Source organism: uncultured Psychromonas sp., assembly GCF_947489755.1.
In the GTDB taxonomy this organism is placed as follows: domain Bacteria; phylum Pseudomonadota; class Gammaproteobacteria; order Enterobacterales; family Psychromonadaceae; genus Psychromonas.
The window spans coordinates 1-17139 of the sequence record NZ_CANLFB010000042.1 but is presented as its reverse complement, the minus strand read 5'-3'; the positions used below and the strand labels follow the sequence as shown (position 1 = coordinate 17139).

The window sequence follows — 17139 nt, the reverse complement described above, 5'->3', positions numbered from 1 at the left end:
TGTCAAAAAAAGCTTTAATCTAGAAAAAATAAGTACATATAGCCTTTTAATGACGAATATAATAAAAATTTATTACTTTAGAGGTGTTTTTGTATCATTAATAAGCCTTGTTATAATAGAATGACTTTATTCTAGTGTCGAAACGTTGTCATCCGCTACAAGCTATTGTCATAAATAGTGTGTTGATAAACGAACTAATAGCATCAATAAGAATAGTTTTTGAAAAATAATATATAGGGTGTCAAGATTGATTAAGGATAATTATCATGCATTTATTGGATAAGTTTTTAACATTACAACAATCCTTAACAAAATTTGGCATACAAAATAGTCGATCTGAAAAGGATGACTCAGACATTAAAATACAAGTTATTTTAAAATCTTGTTGTCAATTATTAAATGTAGCACGTGTCAGCTTATGGTTGTTTAGCAAAGATAAAAAAAGCATCGTTTGTCAATATCTCTATATTAAAGCTGACGATAAATTTGAAAGTGGTTTGGAAATTCCTGAGTCTGCTTGCCCTGAATATTTTGAAGCGTTAAATACTAGCAGAGTTATTAATGCTGATAATGCTCAAACTGATTACCGTACTCGTGAGTTTTTAGCGGACTATTTAACGCCATTGAATATCATGTCGATGCTCGATGCACCAATCTTTAGAGAGGGGGAGCTCGCTGGCGTACTTTGTATAGAACAAACAATAGCACCTCAAGTTTGGGATATGGCTGAAATATCTTATTCTGTTTCAGTCGCTGATAGCATTTCGTTAATTTATGCTCAGTCTTGCTGGTTTTCGGAAAAGCAAAAAATGCGTTATATGGAAAGAGTTGATCCATTAACTTGTCTAGAAAATCGATTCTTTTTTCAAAAAAGAATCGCTCAAGATATAACACATGCTGCTGGTGATAATCAATTTGCTGTGATCTTGATCGGTTTGGATGATTTTACTAATATTAACACTCGCTTTAGCTATGATTTTGCTAACAAACTACTGTGTGAAATTTCTCGCCGTTTAGAAAATATTTCCTCTAAAGTTCCTTACAATCTATCTAGAGTCGGAGGTGACCTTTTTGCGTTATGGTTACCTTCCATCAAAGAACAAAGCCAATTAGATAAAATGATTTTTGATATTAAAGATCAATTTACTACCGCATTTAAAACGTTTACCAATGAAATGATTCATTTAACGGCAAGTATAGGCGTTATTAGCTGTCATATGAACGAACTAATAGATAAAGATCCGTTGCGTAAAGCTGAAATCGCAATGTTAAAAGCAAAAGAAGAAGGTAATGGGGCTGTTTCTTACTTTGATCCTATCTGGTTAATTGAGCATCAAGAAGAAGCAATACTTGAAAAAGAGTTTGTCGATGCGTTGAATCATGGGCAAATTGTTCCTTTTTATCAACCGATTATAAAGCAAGAGTACGAGTCCTCTGGTTTTGCTTTAGAGGCGTTAGTGCGTTGGATACATCCTACGAAAGGGGTGATATCACCTTATGTTATTTTGCCTATTGCTAAGCGATTAGGATTAATGGGTGAATTAGGCAATGTTATTTTTGAACAAACCTGCATTGATATTAAACAGTTTATAAACTTAGGATTAAATCTTAAAAAAGTGTCTGTAAATATATCTTCGGAGCAATTATTTTCTTCATTATTAATTAAACATATAGAAGATTGTTTAGATAAATATCAGGTGTCGACATTCTTAATTGAGTTTGAAATAGTAGAAGAATTGCTTTCAGGTGATTTTGACGTCCTATCTAACCAAATGGAAAAGTTAATTAGCCTAGGTATTAATTTATCTATCGATGATTTCGGAACAGGGTATTCTTCACTTTCTCGTTTAAAGAATTTAAATGTTTCTAAGTTGAAAATCGATAAGTCCTTTGTTGACGGACTACCTCATGACGAAGGTGATATCTGTATTGTTCGTTCGATTATTGGTCTTGCCAAAGGTATGGGGTTGCAATTAGTTGCTGAAGGTGTGGAAAATCAAGAACAAGCTGAGTGGTTATTTAAAAATGGTTGTGATTATCTGCAAGGGTACCTCATTTCTAAACCGATCCCATCAGCAGATATCATTCAGTTAATGACGGATGAAAATCGTTTCTTTACTGACAACTGCAAATAAAAGGCATTAAGCTTTAATATCAATCACACTAATTAACTGATCTATTTTGCTTGTTAAAATCACTTATTTCTTCGTTGCCAATTTCGTAAAAGGAGGAACCATTAATGAATTAACCTTTTTTAGTTAATTCACCGACAGAAGATTAACGAAGTTAATCTTCGAAAAACCTTCATTTACGCCTCAAACTAAATCATTTTTCCTGCGTAAAATTTAGACCTCTTATTTAACGTAATTGGTCTAATACTAATCACATAAGTAATGGATCTATTTTACTGGTTAAAACAATCCTCTTTTTGTTTTAACTTTCGTCAAAGAAAAACTAGTATCTTAATTTATTCCTTAAAGTGAATTGTTTTCTACTCAATATTTAAATCACATACTTAAATATCATTAATATCATTAATATCATTAAGCAGAGAACAATCGAATGAAGGTTAATAGAAGGAGCATGACTTATCAATGCAGAGGGTGTCATTTCAATATCGTTTATATTTGCTCATATACCAAGCCCTTATATTAAAGCATAAGAGATTGGTATAAAAAGCGAGGTGATTGCGGTGCTACTTTATTAACGAGTATCTTTACTTACTATTCATATTACTATTTACTAACAGCTACTGACAATTTACTTCAATATTAACTAATCCATTAATATTGAATAATAGTTAAACCAAATGTCCAACTAAATAACCTCTTCACCACAAAAACCATACAATACCGCGATTTGTGTTGATTTATTTCGCAATAACCCGTTATTACTTCATTAAATAGACTTGAATCTCACAAAACTAAAAGTATTGTAATAACTAATATAAGGTTATGAATTTAAATATAAAAACGTTTTCATTATCCAGAGTTAAGGTTAAATAGTATGTTAACTATGATATGAGTAATTCTTTAGCATTCGCTAATGTATGTTCGGTAATACTATCACCGCCTAATAACCTTGCTAGCTCTTGGACACGTTGTGTTTCATCTAATAATTGCATCATAGTATTAGTGCTCTTGCCATCACTGTATTTGTTTACTGTCATTTGTTGGTGCCCATTACCAGCTACTTGCGGTAAATGGGTAACACATAATATTTGTGTGCTTTCACCTAATTGACGTAACAAATTACCTACAACAGCGGCTGTTGCTCCACTGATGCCCACATCAACTTCATCGAAAATCAATGTCGGTGTTGAAACGCGCTGGCTGATGATCACTTGAATAGCCAGGCTGATACGCGATAATTCACCACCAGAAGCGACCTTACCTAAGTTTTGCAATCCTTGACCGGCATTCGCCGCTACTTGAAACTCAATACCATCAATGCCAAGCGGGCTTAGGCTATCCGCATCATGCTGTGTCATAGCAACTTCAAACTGGCCATCTTCCATGTTTAATTTTTGTATGCTTTGAGTTATTTTTTTACTTAACTCTTTTGCGTAACGTTGGCGACTTTGACTTAACTTTTGTGCATGCTTTATGTAATCTTGTTTTGCGTTATCTAATTCTATCGTTAGCTGTTCGATTTGCGCTTCGCTATTATTAAGCTGTTGGTATTCTTTGCTTAATTTTTGGTGGAATGAATAAAGCATTTCTGGCTGAATTTGGTGTTTTCTTGACAGAGTCATGGCTTGGCTTAAGCGTGACTCTAATTGTTCAAATTGTTCTGGGTCTAATTCTAGTTGTTCGCAGTATTGGCGAAGCTCATAACCCGCTTCTTCAATTTGAATCGCTGCTTCCTGTAATGACGCTAAAATATTGGTTAGTTTGTTATCATGCTGTACTTGTGATTCAAGCAAGGAAATACTTTTTTGTAATAAACTCAGTGCATCGACTTCATCTGAATCAGTTAATAGGTTTAAGCTTTTTTGAGAATTTTCAATGAGTGCGCCGCTATTTGCTAATTTTTTATGCTCAGCTTCTATTTCTGAAAATTCATTTTCCGCTAATGCAAACTCATCTAATTCAATAATTTGATATTCAAGTAATTGTTTACGTGCTTGTTTTTCTTGTTGGCTTAGTTGCTGTTGTTGCAATTGCTTTTTGAGGAAATGACAACCTTGATAAGTATCTTTTACTTTTTGTAATAGTTGTTGATGATTTGCATATTCATCAATAATCGATAATTGTATATCACTGCGTAATAGGCTTTGATGTGCGTGTTGGCCGTGAATGTTAACCAATAATTGACCTAGGCTTTTTAGCTGAGATAAAGGCACTGGAATAGCATTTATATAAGCACGTGAACGTCCTTCTCGAGTGATCACGCGGCGTAGCAAACATTCATTGGTGTTATCACTTAGGCTGTTCTCTAAGTCATTATTTTTTAACCACGTTAATGCGTTCGGTGTATCACTCAAGTTAAAACGAGCACTCACTTCTGCTTTATCTGTTCCTTGACGAATCATGCCAGCATCAGCTCGAGCACCCAAACATAAACCAAGTGCATCAATAGCAATTGATTTACCTGCGCCTGTTTCACCGGTAATGGTGGTCATGCCTTGGTGAAAATCAAGCTCTAGAAATTTGACGATAGCAAAGTGCTGAACGGTTAATTGACTTAACATAAAATTGACATCCTATGATGATATTAACAATGATAAAACCACTGGTTAAAGATACAGTTTAGATGTGTAGTTTAGTACTGTTTTTTTAAACAGTAAAGTGTTGCTTGTCTATTTTATGTAAATAACCTCAGTTCCGAATCAGAAAAGCGATACAACACCGCTATACAAGCGAACTTCTGCGTTAAATTATTTACTGGATTCAAATAATAAGTTGTTGTTTGAATAATTCGCCTTGCACTATGTATAACTAGCTGTGCCGTATAAATGTAAGTTGTAGCTAATTGATTTGAAATGGCTTTGTGGCTATTTTAATCTGGACTGAGGTTAAATCATTTAAATTTTAGGATTTAAAACGACTATATTTTTTGAGGGTAAGAGAGGAGAGTTACTTTCAGTATTTTTAGCTCTGCATAAGAAGCAAAATGGGTTAAATACTGAAAGTGATATGGTCTTAGAAAAGTTTATTTCCCCAACCAAATTTGGTTTGAAGTACGTTAAAATAATTGTAATTTTGGGGGTGTACTAATTGTAATTTATGCTGTGTTTTTTTAATGATGACTTCATCGCCAGGTAATACCGATAAATTAACATGACTGTCGCAGCTAATTTGCATTTCTATTGTATTAGATTGTGCTATTTTTAATCGCACAACACTATTGGCATCAATAACAATAGGGCGGCTATTGAGGGTGTGCGGGAACATAGGTAGTAAGCTAATCGCATCTAGTTTAGGCGTTAATATTGGACCACCTCCTGATAGTGAATAAGCTGTTGACCCTGTTGGCGTCGATAAAATTAAGCCGTCTGCTCGTTGGTTGATCATGAAGTTATCGTTTACATAAACCTCAAATTCGATCATATGTGCAATTTTATCAGGATGTAACACCGCTTCATTGACTGCAGTACTACTGCTTTTCATATGCCCGTGGCTATGCACTTGTGCTTCTAACAGAAAGCGATTTTCCGTTTGATAATTACCTTCTAATACTTCACTGAGTGGCTGTTCAAAATCTTCTGGATCTAAGTCAGTTAAAAAACCTAAATTACCTCGATTAACACCAATAACAGAAATATCAAACCTGGCAAGGACTCTTGCAGCGCCTAACATGTAACCATCACCGCCGACTACAATCGCTAAATCACATTTTTGACCAATACCGACTAAGTCTTCATAACGTATTTGTGGTAGCTCTAAGTCATCGGCAAGACGAATATCAACAATGATTGAATGGCCTCTGGCTTGCAAAAAAAAGTATAAGCTAGTCAGCGTTTGTAATGCTTCACTGTGCTGTGGTTTGCCAATTAACCCGATGGTTTTAAATTGACTTTGTTGCTTACTATCCAGACTCATAAAATGCCTATTCAATAAAATGTAATGGTTTTCAGTATACCTCTTAAAAATGTTTTTATTAACAGGCTTGAAACTATTATTACTATCCCCATAATAGAGCATATAATATTGACCAAAATGACATTAGGTAGGATTAAACTATGAGCGAAGAACAAAAAAAGACTGTAGAAGAAGCAATTGAAACTGTTTTAGGTGATGAAGCAGTTGAAGCTGAGTTAGTAGAAGAAGTAGCAGAGCAAGGCGATGACCAAGCAGCTTTAATTGAAGAGCTAACTAAAAAACTGGCGGCTGCTGAAGAAGAAGTTAAAGAGCAAAAAGATCTTGTGATCCGTGCTCAAGCATTCTCTCAAAATGAAATTCGTAAAGCGGGTATTGATGCAGAGAATCGTCGTAAATCAGTATTAAAAACATTTGCTAATGCATTAACACCCGTTGTTGATCATTTAGAATTAGCAATTTTGCATGCAGATAAAGAAAATGAAACACTAAAACCAATGGTTGATGGTGTTCAAATGACGCTAACTGAGTTATTGAAAGCAATTTCAAGCATCGGTATTCAGCAAATTGACCCAATGGGTGAAGCACTTAACCCTGAAAAGCACCAAGCTATGAGCATGCAATTTGTTGAAGGTGTTGAACCTAACCAAGTTGTTGCTGTAATGCAAAAAGGTTATGAGCTAAGTGGTGGTCAAGTTATTCGCCCTGCAATGGTTGTGGTTTCAAAAGCGGCTGAGTAATTAGCATCATAAAAATACTATCAATTAATAGTTGATAGCATAAAAAGGTACTTCGGTACCTTTTTTTATATCTAGTTATTTATTTCCTAAATATTAACCATTATTTTTGATTGTCTAATTGATTGTCTAATTGATTGTCTAATTGATTGTCTAATTGATTGTCATTTATTTCAGCTTTTTAAGCATGTGTATCTTTAACCCCTTTTTACCTCTTTAATAAAATCTATTTAATTGCTCTATATTTTTATTATCTTATTGATTATATGTTGTATTTTCGTGGCTTAGGCATTTTATTTATTAATGCTTTTAACTTTTCTATCATGTCTGACTTTAATGTTGATAAGGTATTAGCTATCTATTATCGGTTAATACGAATAAGTCTTGTCTCTTTTTTAATTTATTTTCAAAAAAACACATTTATTTTACTTATTACCCTTGAAACACAGAAATAGCCCCTTATATATAAAGTATCGAACAGACACTGCCAGCGTGCAGATAGTCAACTAAACAACAAGTAACAACATCAACAAGTGTGGAGAAGTAAAAATGGGTAAAATTATCGGTATTGATTTAGGTACTACAAATTCATGTGTTTCTGTATTAGACGGTGATGTAGCTAAAATTATTGAAAATGCAGAAGGTGAACGCACAACTCCTTCGATTATTGCTTATGCAGAAGATGGCGAAATCTTAGTAGGTCAACCTGCTAAACGTCAGTCTGTTACTAACCCGCAAAACACTTTATTTGCTATTAAACGTCTTATCGGTCGTCGTTTTGAAGACGAAGAAGTACAACGTGATATTAAAATCATGCCTTACAAAATCGTAAAAGCTGATAACGGTGATGCATGGGTTGAAGCGCGTGGAAACAAAATGGCACCACCGCAAATCTCTGCTGAAGTATTGAAAAAAATGAAAAAAACAGCTGAAGATTACCTAGGCGAAAAAGTATCTGGCGCAGTTATTACTGTTCCTGCTTACTTTAATGATGCACAACGTCAAGCAACTAAAGATGCTGGTCGTATCGCGGGTCTTGATGTTAAACGTATCATCAATGAGCCAACGGCTGCTGCATTTGCTTACGGTGTTAACAACTCTAAAGGCGACAGCGTTGTTGCTGTATACGACTTAGGTGGTGGTACTTTCGATATCTCAATCATTGAAATCGATGAAGTAGATGGCGAAAAAACATTTGAAGTACTAGCAACTAACGGTGATACACACTTAGGTGGTGAAGATTTCGATAACCGTCTAATTAACTTCTTAGTGAAAGAATTTGAAAAAGAGCAAAGCTTCGATCTAACTAAAGATCCACTTGCAATGCAACGTGTTAAAGAAGCGGCTGAAAAAGCAAAAATCGAGCTTTCTTCTGCACAACAAACAGATATTAACCTGCCATACATCACTGCTGATGCATCAGGACCTAAACATTTAAACATTAAAGTAACTCGAGCTAAATTAGAGTCTTTAGTTGAAGACATGATTAAAGCAACACTTGAACCTTTACGTATTGCACTTAAAGATGCTGACCTATCTGTTGGCGATATCGATGACGTTATCTTAGTAGGTGGCCAAACACGTATGCCTTTAGTTCAAGCTACTGTTGCTGAATTCTTCGGTAAAGCGGCTCGTAAAGACGTTAACCCTGATGAAGCAGTTGCAATGGGCGCAGCGATTCAAGGTGCTGTACTTTCTGGTGACAAAACTGACGTTCTATTACTAGACGTTACGCCGTTATCTTTAGGTATCGAAACAATGGGTGGCGTATTAACGAAAGTTATCGAGAAAAATACAACTATCCCAACTAAACAGTCACAAACGTTCTCTACTGCTGAAGATAACCAAAGTGCGGTAACAATTCACATTCTTCAAGGTGAGCGTAAACGTGCTGCGGATAATAAATCTCTAGGTCAATTTAACCTTGAAGGTATTCGCGCAGCAACACGTGGCGCACCACAAATCGAAGTAACTTTCGATATGGATGCTGATGGTATCTTGCATGTGTCTGCTAAAGATAAAGATACTAACCAAGAACAAAAAATCACGATTAAATCAAGCTCAGGTCTATCTGACGAAGAGATTGAAAAAATGGTAAATGACGCAGAAGCAAATGCTGATGCTGATAAAAAGTTCGAAGAAATGGTTACTGCACGTAACCAAGGTGATGCATTAGTACACAGCACTCGCAAACAAATTGAAGAAGCAGGCGATGCACTACCAGCTGACGATAAAGAAAAAATCGAAGCTGCGTTAACTGAACTTGAAGCTGCAATTAAAAGCGAAGATAAAGAAGCAATTGAAGCTAAAACGCAAGCACTTGCAGAAGCTGCTCAAAAGTTAGGTGAGATTGCTCAACAGAAAGCGCAAGCTGGTGAAGCAGGAGCTGAACAACCTGAAGCACAAGCTAAGCAAGATGATGATATCGTTGATGCTGAATTTGAAGAAGTAAAAGACGAGAAAAAATAATTAGGTAACCCCTAAATAAGTTATATCGTTTCAACTCGCGGGTTATGGATTTATCTATAATCCGCGTGTTTGTTTTTAATAAACACAGATTTGAGAAATAACCATGTCTAAACGTGATTGCTATGAAGTACTTGGTGTAAGCCGAGATGCAACAGAAAAAGAAATTAAAAAAGCTTATAAGCGCCTAGCGATGAAATATCATCCAGACCGTACTAAAGGTGATGATGCGTTAGAAGAAAAGTTTAAAGAAGTAAAAGAAGCTTACGAAATACTGAATGATCCAAACAAAAAAGCCGCATTTGATCAATATGGTCATGATGGTGTTAACCAACAAGGTCAAGCTGGCGGTGGTGGTTTTGGTGGCGGTGGTTTTGACGATATATTCGGAGATATTTTTGGTGGTGGACGTCGTGGCGGTGGCCAACAACGTGCGCAACAAGGTTCTGATTTACGCTACAATATGGAGCTGACATTAGAAGAGGCCGTTAAAGGTATCTCTAAAGAGATCCAAATTCCTACTTTAGTACATTGTGAGCAGTGTAATGGTTCTGGTGCTAAAAAAGGAACAGAGTCTAAAACGTGTGGTACGTGTCATGGCCAAGGCCAAGTACAAATGCGTCAAGGCTTCTTTGCGGTTAACCAGACTTGTCCTACTTGTCGTGGTAAAGGTAAAATCATCACTGACCCATGTAACAAGTGTCATGGTGAAGGCCGTTATGAACGCAGTAAAACATTATCAGTTAAAATTCCAGCAGGCGTTGATACTGGCGACCGTATCCGTTTAAGCGGAGAAGGTGAAGCGGGAGAACAAGGCGCACCAGCAGGTGACTTGTACGTACAAATGAATGTACGTCCGCATGATGTGTTTGAGCGTGATGGGAATGACTTATATTGTGAAGTCCCGATTAGCTTTACAGAAGCGGCGTTAGGCGGCGAAATTGAAGTCCCTACTTTAGATGGACGTGTCAAACTTAAGATACCTGCAGAGACGCAAACAGGACGTATGTTCCGTATGCGTAATAAAGGTGTTAAGTCTGTACGTAGCCACTCTACAGGTGACTTGATGTGTAAAGTCACTGTGGAAACACCGGTTAAATTATCAATCAAGCAAAAAGAGTTATTAAAGGAATTTGAAAGCTCTTTATGTTCAAGTAGTAGTAAAAAACACAAGCCTAAATCTGAAGGTTTTTTGAACAGTTTGAAAACATTCTTTGATGACATAAGTAAGTAGTTTATCGAATGAAAATACAAGGCCACTTTCGAGTGGTCTTTTTTTTATACACCTCATAATCAATAGTTTGTTATGATATCGCTCACTCAAGTGAAATGATTGGGAATAATGCAATTAAAACAGCTTAAAATGTACTGTATTTATCAAATTTATAATGCACTATCTGACTGTTTTTATTAGCTAAACCTATTAAATAATTAAATAGATTAACATTATTTCGAGTTAAATTAAGCTGACTCGATTGATAATTGTTAAGTTGCTCAGAACATCGCTTTTTTTAATTATGCGATGTTTCTTAGTGTGGGTAATATGGCTCACGAAAAAATGAACGTTAACCTATTTAGTAGCATGAGTAATTATTTACTCTATACGGAGAAGTTTTAGTGATAAATATCCTGCTGGTCGATGACCATGAATTAGTTCGTACAGGGATAAGCCGTATCATTGATGATGTTCGAGGCATGAAAGTAATTGGCGAAGCTGAAAGCGGAGAAGACGCTGTTAAGTGGTGCCGTAGTAATGAGCCAGATGTAATATTAATGGATATTAATATGCCTGGTATTGGTGGATTGGATGCAATGCATAAAATTTTGCGCATCAATGAGGATATTAAAATCATTATGCTCACCATGCATACTGAAAACCCATTTCCAACCAAAGTAATGCAAGCAGGGGCTGCTGGCTATTTAAGCAAAGGGGCTTGTCCTGATGAAGTGTTAAATGCTATTCGAATTGTGAATTCTGGGCAACGTTATTTAGCGCCTGAAATCGCACAGCAAATGGCATTGTCACAATTATCTCCAAGTGATGAGGATCCGTTCCGTGTATTATCGGAACGTGAGCTACAGATCATGATGATGATAACTAAAGGGCAACGTGTTGTTGATATTTCAGAGCAGCTAAGTTTAAGCTCTAAAACAGTCAATAGTTATCGTTACCGTTTATTCGATAAGCTAGGTGTGCAAGGCGATGTTGAATTAACCCATCTTGCTATCCGTTACGGTATGTTAGACGCAGATACGCTCTAAATAACCCGCTTCAAATTCATAAATTAGGCGCCTATTTCAGGTGCCTTTTTATATGTGCAGATTAAACTTAATTAATGACTAAACTTAACTGGTGAACAAAACTTAGCTTATGACCAAATTTAACTCTGATGCTTTTTTAAAAACAGTCACAAGTGAACCCGGTGTTTATCGGATGTTCGACGATACCCATACCATTATCTATATCGGCAAAGCTAAAAACCTTAAAAAACGTTTAGCCAGTTATTTTAGCCTGACTCAAAAACACCCCAAAACATTGGCTCTGGTTAGTCATATTGTTCTAATTGAAGTGACGGTAACGCATACTGAAACAGAAGCGTTAATACTTGAGCATAATTTCATTAAGCAGCATAAACCTAAATACAATGTATTGCTCCGTGACGATAAATCTTACCCTTACCTATTTTTAAGTGATCATAAACATCCTCAGTTGACGTTAGTTCGTTCACAAAATAAAAAGCGTAAAGGCACTTACTTTGGCCCTTATCCAAGTGGTGGGGCGGTGCGTGAAAGTCTGCATTTAATGCAAAAACTATTTCCAATACGTCAATGCGAAGATAGTTACTATAAAAATCGTTCTCGTCCTTGTTTGCAATATCAATTAAAACGCTGTTTAGGTCCTTGTGTTAATGCCATGCCAGAGCAGGAATATACACATCAAGTGGAATTAGCGACGGCATTTTTACAAGGCAAAAGCCAAAATGTCATAGAGCAACTTGTAACAGAGATGGAAGTCGCCAGCACCGAACTTGAATTTGAAAAAGCGGCGGTGAGACGTGATCAAATTCAATCACTGAAAAAAGTGCAAGAACAACAATGGGTGAGTGGCGAAGTCGAGCAATTAGACGTATTGGGTTTTGCTTACCAACATGGTGTGGCAAGTATTCACATGTTATTCATTCGTCAAGGACGTGTACTGGGCAGTCGTAACTATTTCCCTAAAGTCCCTAAAAATTCCTCTCAAGAAGAAGTGTTAAGTAGCTTCTTAAGTCAGTTCTATCTATCAGGTCAAAATGGGCGTGCAATTCCGCGTGAAATATTACTCACCGATGATTTTGCCGACCGTGAAATATTCGAAGAGCTATTTTCAGAGCACAGTGGTTATAAAACGAAACTGAAAATAGTGATGCGAGGTGAACGCTTACGTTTTACTAAGCTCGCAAAAACCAATGCAACAATTGCCTTAAGCACGCATTTAAGCCAACAGAAGTCGATTTTGCAACGTTATAACCTATTAGAAGAGAAGCTTGAATTAACGGCTCCTATTCAACGTATGGAGTGTTATGACATCTCGCATATGATGGGGGAGAAAACCGTTGCATCCTGTGTGGTATTCAATCGAGAAGGGGCTAAAAAATCAGATTACCGTCGTTTTAACATTACGGGTATTACACCAGGCGATGATTATGCAGCAATGGGGCAAGTGTTAGCCCGACGATTTAAAGATTTACAAACAGCAGAAACAACACCTGATATTATCTTTATCGATGGTGGATTAGGGCAGTTAAGCCAAGCTGAAATGATTGTTAGCTCGCTTGAGCATAACTTCCCTGAAAAATATCCATTGCTAATTGGTATTGCAAAAGGTGTTGCCCGAAAAGCCGGTGAAGAAACGTTAATATTAGCGGATAGCCACGAAATACTAGAAATTGACAGTCATTCGCCTGCATTGCACCTTATTCAACAGATACGTGATGAATCACATCGCTTTGCAATCATGGGGCATAGACAACAACGTGACAAAGTAAGGCGTACTAGTACTTTAGAAGGGATCGCAGGAGTTGGTGCTAAACGTCGTCAAATGTTACTGAATCACTTTGGTGGGTTACAGGGGGTTAAATCAGCGAGTGTTGATGAGTTAGCAAAGCTTAATGGTATCAGTAAAAGTTTGGCAGAAACCATTAGCGAAGCACTAAATCATTCATAAAATTAGTTTGAATGAAGTAAGTTGGTTTTATAGACAATTATTTACCAATAACTTTAATGCATGTCAGATTCAAGCTTGAATTAAAATAACTCTGTGCTTTTTTGATAAAACTCGTCTTTAATTACTTTTTGCTAATAACGTTTCTGGATAAGTATCGAACATATGAAGTTATTGTTAGCTTCAATATAAATAAGAGCACTATCAGTTAAATTGAGCAATATCATCATTAAATTTTATATGTCCTAAATAAAACAGTTAAAAAATACATCCTAGTGCTAAGCATTCATTTTAATTGTTTATTTTATGAGTTAAGGGTTTGCAAATACAAAGCATAAAGTGCCAAAATAAGCATGCATACCTTAAAGGATACATTAATGCTTAACATTCCCAATATACTGACTAGTTTTAGAATTCTTTTGATCCCCGTGTTTGTGGTTATATTTTATCTACCAGCAGAATGGTCAGCACCCGTTGCTGCGTTTATTTTCTGGCTCGCAGGGGTTACAGACTGGTTGGATGGGTATTTAGCGCGTCGTTTGAATCAACAAACTGCTTTTGGTGCTTTTTTAGACCCTGTTGCCGATAAAATAATGGTGGCAGTCGCATTGGTAATGATTGTTGAACATTATGCCGTTATTTGGATCACGGTGCCTGCCATGATCATGATATGTCGAGAAATTATTATTTCTGCATTAAGAGAGTGGATGGCCGAATTAGGTGAAAGAGGGATTGTTGCCGTTTCATGGATTGGTAAAGTAAAAACAGCATCGCAAATGTTAGCGCTATTTTTATTGATTTGGCAGTATTCAGTTTCAATGGAATGGGTTGGCTTTATTTTCTTATATATTGCGACAGCATTAACGCTATGGTCAATGTTTGTTTATTTAAAAGCGGCATGGCCATTATTAAAAAAGAGCAACGAGACTAATATAAGCGAATAACTGTTTAATTTCGTTTATATTGCTGAATATCTAAACGCTTCGCCTAAAAAAACGTCGAACAACTTAAAAGATGCAAAAAAGGTGATAAAATCTATTGACTCATTGTGAAGAATCATTAGAATGCGCACACATCGAGAGGGGAAACAGTTACTGCTTCTTCTTGAGATAAACATAGTGATGCGGTACTAGCTCAGTTGGTAGAGCACGACCTTGCCAAGGTCGGGGTCACGAGTTCGAGTCTCGTGTACCGCTCCAAATGTTTTGGCGGAATGGCAGAGTGGCCATGCAGTGGATTGCAAATCCATCCACCTCGGTTCGACTCCGGGTTCCGCCTCCATTACAATCTTTGCCCGGGTGGTGAAATCGGTAGACACAAGGGATTTAAAATCCCTCGACTTATGGTCGTGACGGTTCAAGTCCGTCTCCGGGCACCAATTTCATAAAAGAACCAGCTTATAGCTGGTTTTTTTATATCTAAAATTTGAGCTTTAAGTTTATAGCTAGTTTTTTATATCTAAAGTTTGATCTGTTAGTTTACAGCAAGCGTTCCAGCCTTTGTTAACAAAATCCCCGCATCTAATTCTGGCCATGACGGTTCAAGTTCGTCTTCAGTCAGCAATTCCATGACAAGCTCTTTATAGCTGGTTTTTATATCTAAAATTTGAGTTTTTTATCAATAGGGTTTTAATAATAAAATCCCCGCATCTAATTCTGGTCGTGACGGTTCAAGTCTGTCTTCGGGCACCAATTTCATAAAAGAACCAGCTTATAGTTGGTTCTTTTATATCTAAAATTTGGTGTTTATTATTTAAAGCATTTCATTTTGAATTAAAAATCCCCGCATCTAATTCTGGTCGTAGCGATTCAAGTTCGTTTTCGGTAAAAATGTCCTAAAGAACTAACTTGTAGCTGTTTTTTATATCTTAAAATTTAAGAGCTTAATTTATCGTCTCCTTTTCTTTACCTGCTATCTGTTTAAACTATTTCTCAATAGCCAGTTATTGCTCCATCGTTCGCCTCGAACTACGCAAAACTAACGGCACTTTATAGTGAAAAAATATAATCTTACGATTTTAAATATAATTCTGCTTTCATTAATCAGAAATGAGCTTATTCAAATAGATTTGAGGGCGCTTTGTCTGTTTTATTACTCACAAGTAGGCTGCAATGCCTTTTCACTGATAACGCGATTAAAGGTCTATTGAAGGACCTTTATCTTTCAAAATAATTACTGTGAAAGAAGCACTGTGAAATCAATGATGTCATATCAGATATGTCTTAGATCTTTTTAGGGAGAAGTTGTGCTGGTTCATTGGTTTGCAAGGCTTAACTATTTGGCTGCTAGATAGGTAGTTAATCAATTGCTTTATCTAACTGCATAGCGTCGAGTATTCATACATCAAAGCAGGTTTAATATGACTTATGTCGTCTTAAACCAAAGGTTAACCCTAAATGGATGTCGATATATTTTACCATTTTAGTTTTTTTAATAAATAAAATTAAATATCTCATTGAAAATAAACAAGTATTTTTAATGGCGTAGATTATGCTTTGTACCTTGTTAGAGATACCTAATAATAGTTCACACATTAACTCTAATATTATATTGGAGGTAATGCACCAAAGGATAATACATATGTTAAATTCAAAAAGACTTTTGATTGCTGTAACAACTAGCTTTTACTTCATGTCAGCATTAATAGCGACAAGTGCACAAGCTTCTTTAATTACTACAACACCAGATACTATCGTTAGTGTTTCATTAGACGGCGATCTTAACTCCGCTGGCTCTGTTAACAGTGGTTCATTATCTTATACTGAAGTGGTTGCACGTGAACGAGGTAATGAATCTCAAGAAGGCTTACGTGTTGCGACTTTTATTGATTTTGACTTAAGTGATTTAACGTCAGATATCGTTAATGCTTCAACGTTCTCTGCATTATTTGAAATTGATTTTGTTTCTCGTCTTAACACATTTAATGACTTAAGTGTGTTATTAGGACAAGTTGAAAGTGCATGGAACGATGAGTCTGGTTCTTTACCTTTATTTGAATATGCAGCAGCTTCAACGAATCAATCTGTAGTGGTAGATAACGTTAAGACGGATTCATTTGAAACTTACACTGTTGATGTAACTAGCATTATCCAAGATTGGGTAAACGGCGATACAGAAAACAATGGTTTTGTTATCTTTGGAGCAGACTCTGTTTTCCAAGGTGCTGGATTTAATAACGCATCATTAGTTGTTGATGTACCAGAGCCTTCTACTATTGCTATCTTTGCATTCGGTCTACTAGCGTTAGTATCTCGTAGAGTTAAGAAGACACTTTAATTTTCGAATTAATATTTGAATGATATAAAACACCAATTGTCACAATTGGTGTTTTTTTTTACTTAATGATTCTAGGTAATATAGTTCATAGCTCAGACTTAACAATCGCTTTATCTGATGAGTCTTACTTAACAAACTTCTATTTAGAACCTCCTTATTACTTTGCTCCTTTGATTACTTTAACGGTTTCAGTTAATCAATAATTTCATACCTTTTCAACATCTTTATAAGCCAAGCATGCCTTTATCTGATATACCTTTGTTCACATTCTTTACTTAACCTCAATTCTGCTTAAGGAATTGAACTAAATGCCCACCTAGTGATCAGATCTTTCGACTAAGAACGATTTGAAAGCAACATAAGGTGGGCAGATGAATAACTTAGTAGAATTATTTTGTGATGTCGATGATTTTTG

The 17139-nt window shown here is 36.1% G+C and carries 10 protein-coding genes and 3 tRNA genes; 11 read left to right on the top strand and 2 right to left on the bottom strand.

Annotated elements, in window-relative coordinates:
• The first annotated feature begins 266 nt into the window (after positions 1-266).
• The gene (locus Q0794_RS16690; protein ID WP_298943790.1) at positions 267-2135 is read left to right on the top strand and encodes a sensor domain-containing phosphodiesterase; all 1869 of its coding nucleotides are present in this window, start codon (positions 267-269) and stop codon (positions 2133-2135) included.
• An 878-nt stretch (positions 2136-3013) separates the two neighbouring features.
• On the opposite strand, the gene recN is transcribed toward Q0794_RS16690, so the two are convergent.
• Together recN and nadK are read right to left on the bottom strand one after the other, a co-directional pair.
• Positions 3014-4693: a DNA repair protein RecN gene (gene recN, locus Q0794_RS16685; protein ID WP_298943788.1), complete on the bottom strand. Its 1680-nt coding sequence runs from the start codon at positions 4691-4693 to the stop codon at positions 3014-3016.
• Positions 4694-5144: 451 nt separating this feature from the next.
• Positions 5145-6044 carry an NAD(+) kinase gene (nadK, locus tag Q0794_RS16680; RefSeq protein WP_298943786.1) on the bottom strand — a complete coding sequence of 300 codons (900 nt, stop codon included), beginning with the start codon at positions 6042-6044 and terminating at the stop codon, positions 5145-5147.
• 140 nt (positions 6045-6184) lie between these two features.
• Here nadK and grpE point away from each other — a divergent pair, with 140 nt between their 5' ends.
• From grpE to Q0794_RS16630, 10 genes are all read left to right on the top strand, one after another.
• On the top strand, positions 6185-6781 hold the full coding sequence (gene grpE, locus Q0794_RS16675) for a nucleotide exchange factor GrpE (RefSeq protein WP_298943784.1): 597 nt from the start codon (positions 6185-6187) through the stop codon (positions 6779-6781).
• A 546-nt stretch (positions 6782-7327) separates the two neighbouring features.
• Positions 7328-9247: a molecular chaperone DnaK gene (gene dnaK, locus Q0794_RS16670; protein ID WP_298943782.1), complete on the top strand. Its 1920-nt coding sequence runs from the start codon at positions 7328-7330 to the stop codon at positions 9245-9247.
• A 103-nt stretch (positions 9248-9350) separates the two neighbouring features.
• Positions 9351-10478 (top strand): molecular chaperone DnaJ, encoded by a 1128-nt coding sequence (gene dnaJ / locus Q0794_RS16665; RefSeq protein WP_298943780.1) that lies wholly within the window; start codon positions 9351-9353, stop codon positions 10476-10478.
• A gap of 383 nt (positions 10479-10861) precedes the next feature.
• Positions 10862-11506: a UvrY/SirA/GacA family response regulator transcription factor gene (gene uvrY, locus Q0794_RS16660; protein ID WP_025563534.1), complete on the top strand. Its 645-nt coding sequence runs from the start codon at positions 10862-10864 to the stop codon at positions 11504-11506.
• A gap of 109 nt (positions 11507-11615) precedes the next feature.
• The gene (gene uvrC, locus Q0794_RS16655; protein WP_298943778.1) at positions 11616-13451 is read left to right on the top strand and encodes an excinuclease ABC subunit UvrC; all 1836 of its coding nucleotides are present in this window, start codon (positions 11616-11618) and stop codon (positions 13449-13451) included.
• A gap of 374 nt (positions 13452-13825) precedes the next feature.
• Complete coding sequence (gene pgsA, locus Q0794_RS16650) at positions 13826-14392, top strand: CDP-diacylglycerol--glycerol-3-phosphate 3-phosphatidyltransferase (RefSeq protein WP_298943776.1); 567 nt, start codon at positions 13826-13828, stop codon at positions 14390-14392.
• A gap of 179 nt (positions 14393-14571) precedes the next feature.
• Positions 14572-14647 (top strand) — tRNA-Gly (locus Q0794_RS16645).
• 8 nt (positions 14648-14655) lie between these two features.
• Positions 14656-14729: transfer RNA gene (locus tag Q0794_RS16640), tRNA-Cys, on the top strand.
• Between the two features lie 11 nt (positions 14730-14740).
• Positions 14741-14826: transfer RNA gene (locus Q0794_RS16635), tRNA-Leu, on the top strand.
• Between the two features lie 1202 nt (positions 14827-16028).
• A complete protein-coding gene (locus tag Q0794_RS16630; RefSeq protein WP_298943774.1) occupies positions 16029-16724 on the top strand; it encodes a PEP-CTERM sorting domain-containing protein in 696 nt (231 codons plus the stop codon).
• The last annotated feature ends 415 nt before the right edge of the window (positions 16725-17139 follow it).

What these genes read in the sequence shown, in the direction of transcription:
- Q0794_RS16690 (WP_298943790.1), top strand. Translation starts at nt 267, where the DNA reads ATGCATTTATTGGATAAGTTTTTAACATTACAACAATCCTTAACAAAA.
- uvrC (WP_298943778.1), top strand. Translation starts at nt 11,616, where the DNA reads ATGACCAAATTTAACTCTGATGCTTTTTTAAAAACAGTCACAAGTGAA.
- dnaK (WP_298943782.1), top strand. Translation starts at nt 7,328, where the DNA reads ATGGGTAAAATTATCGGTATTGATTTAGGTACTACAAATTCATGTGTT.
- recN (WP_298943788.1), bottom strand. Translation starts at nt 4,693, where the DNA reads ATGTTAAGTCAATTAACCGTTCAGCACTTTGCTATCGTCAAATTTCTA.
- grpE (WP_298943784.1), top strand. Translation starts at nt 6,185, where the DNA reads ATGAGCGAAGAACAAAAAAAGACTGTAGAAGAAGCAATTGAAACTGTT.
- Q0794_RS16630 (WP_298943774.1), top strand. Translation starts at nt 16,029, where the DNA reads ATGTTAAATTCAAAAAGACTTTTGATTGCTGTAACAACTAGCTTTTAC.
- dnaJ (WP_298943780.1), top strand. Translation starts at nt 9,351, where the DNA reads ATGTCTAAACGTGATTGCTATGAAGTACTTGGTGTAAGCCGAGATGCA.
- pgsA (WP_298943776.1), top strand. Translation starts at nt 13,826, where the DNA reads ATGCTTAACATTCCCAATATACTGACTAGTTTTAGAATTCTTTTGATC.
- nadK (WP_298943786.1), bottom strand. Translation starts at nt 6,044, where the DNA reads ATGAGTCTGGATAGTAAGCAACAAAGTCAATTTAAAACCATCGGGTTA.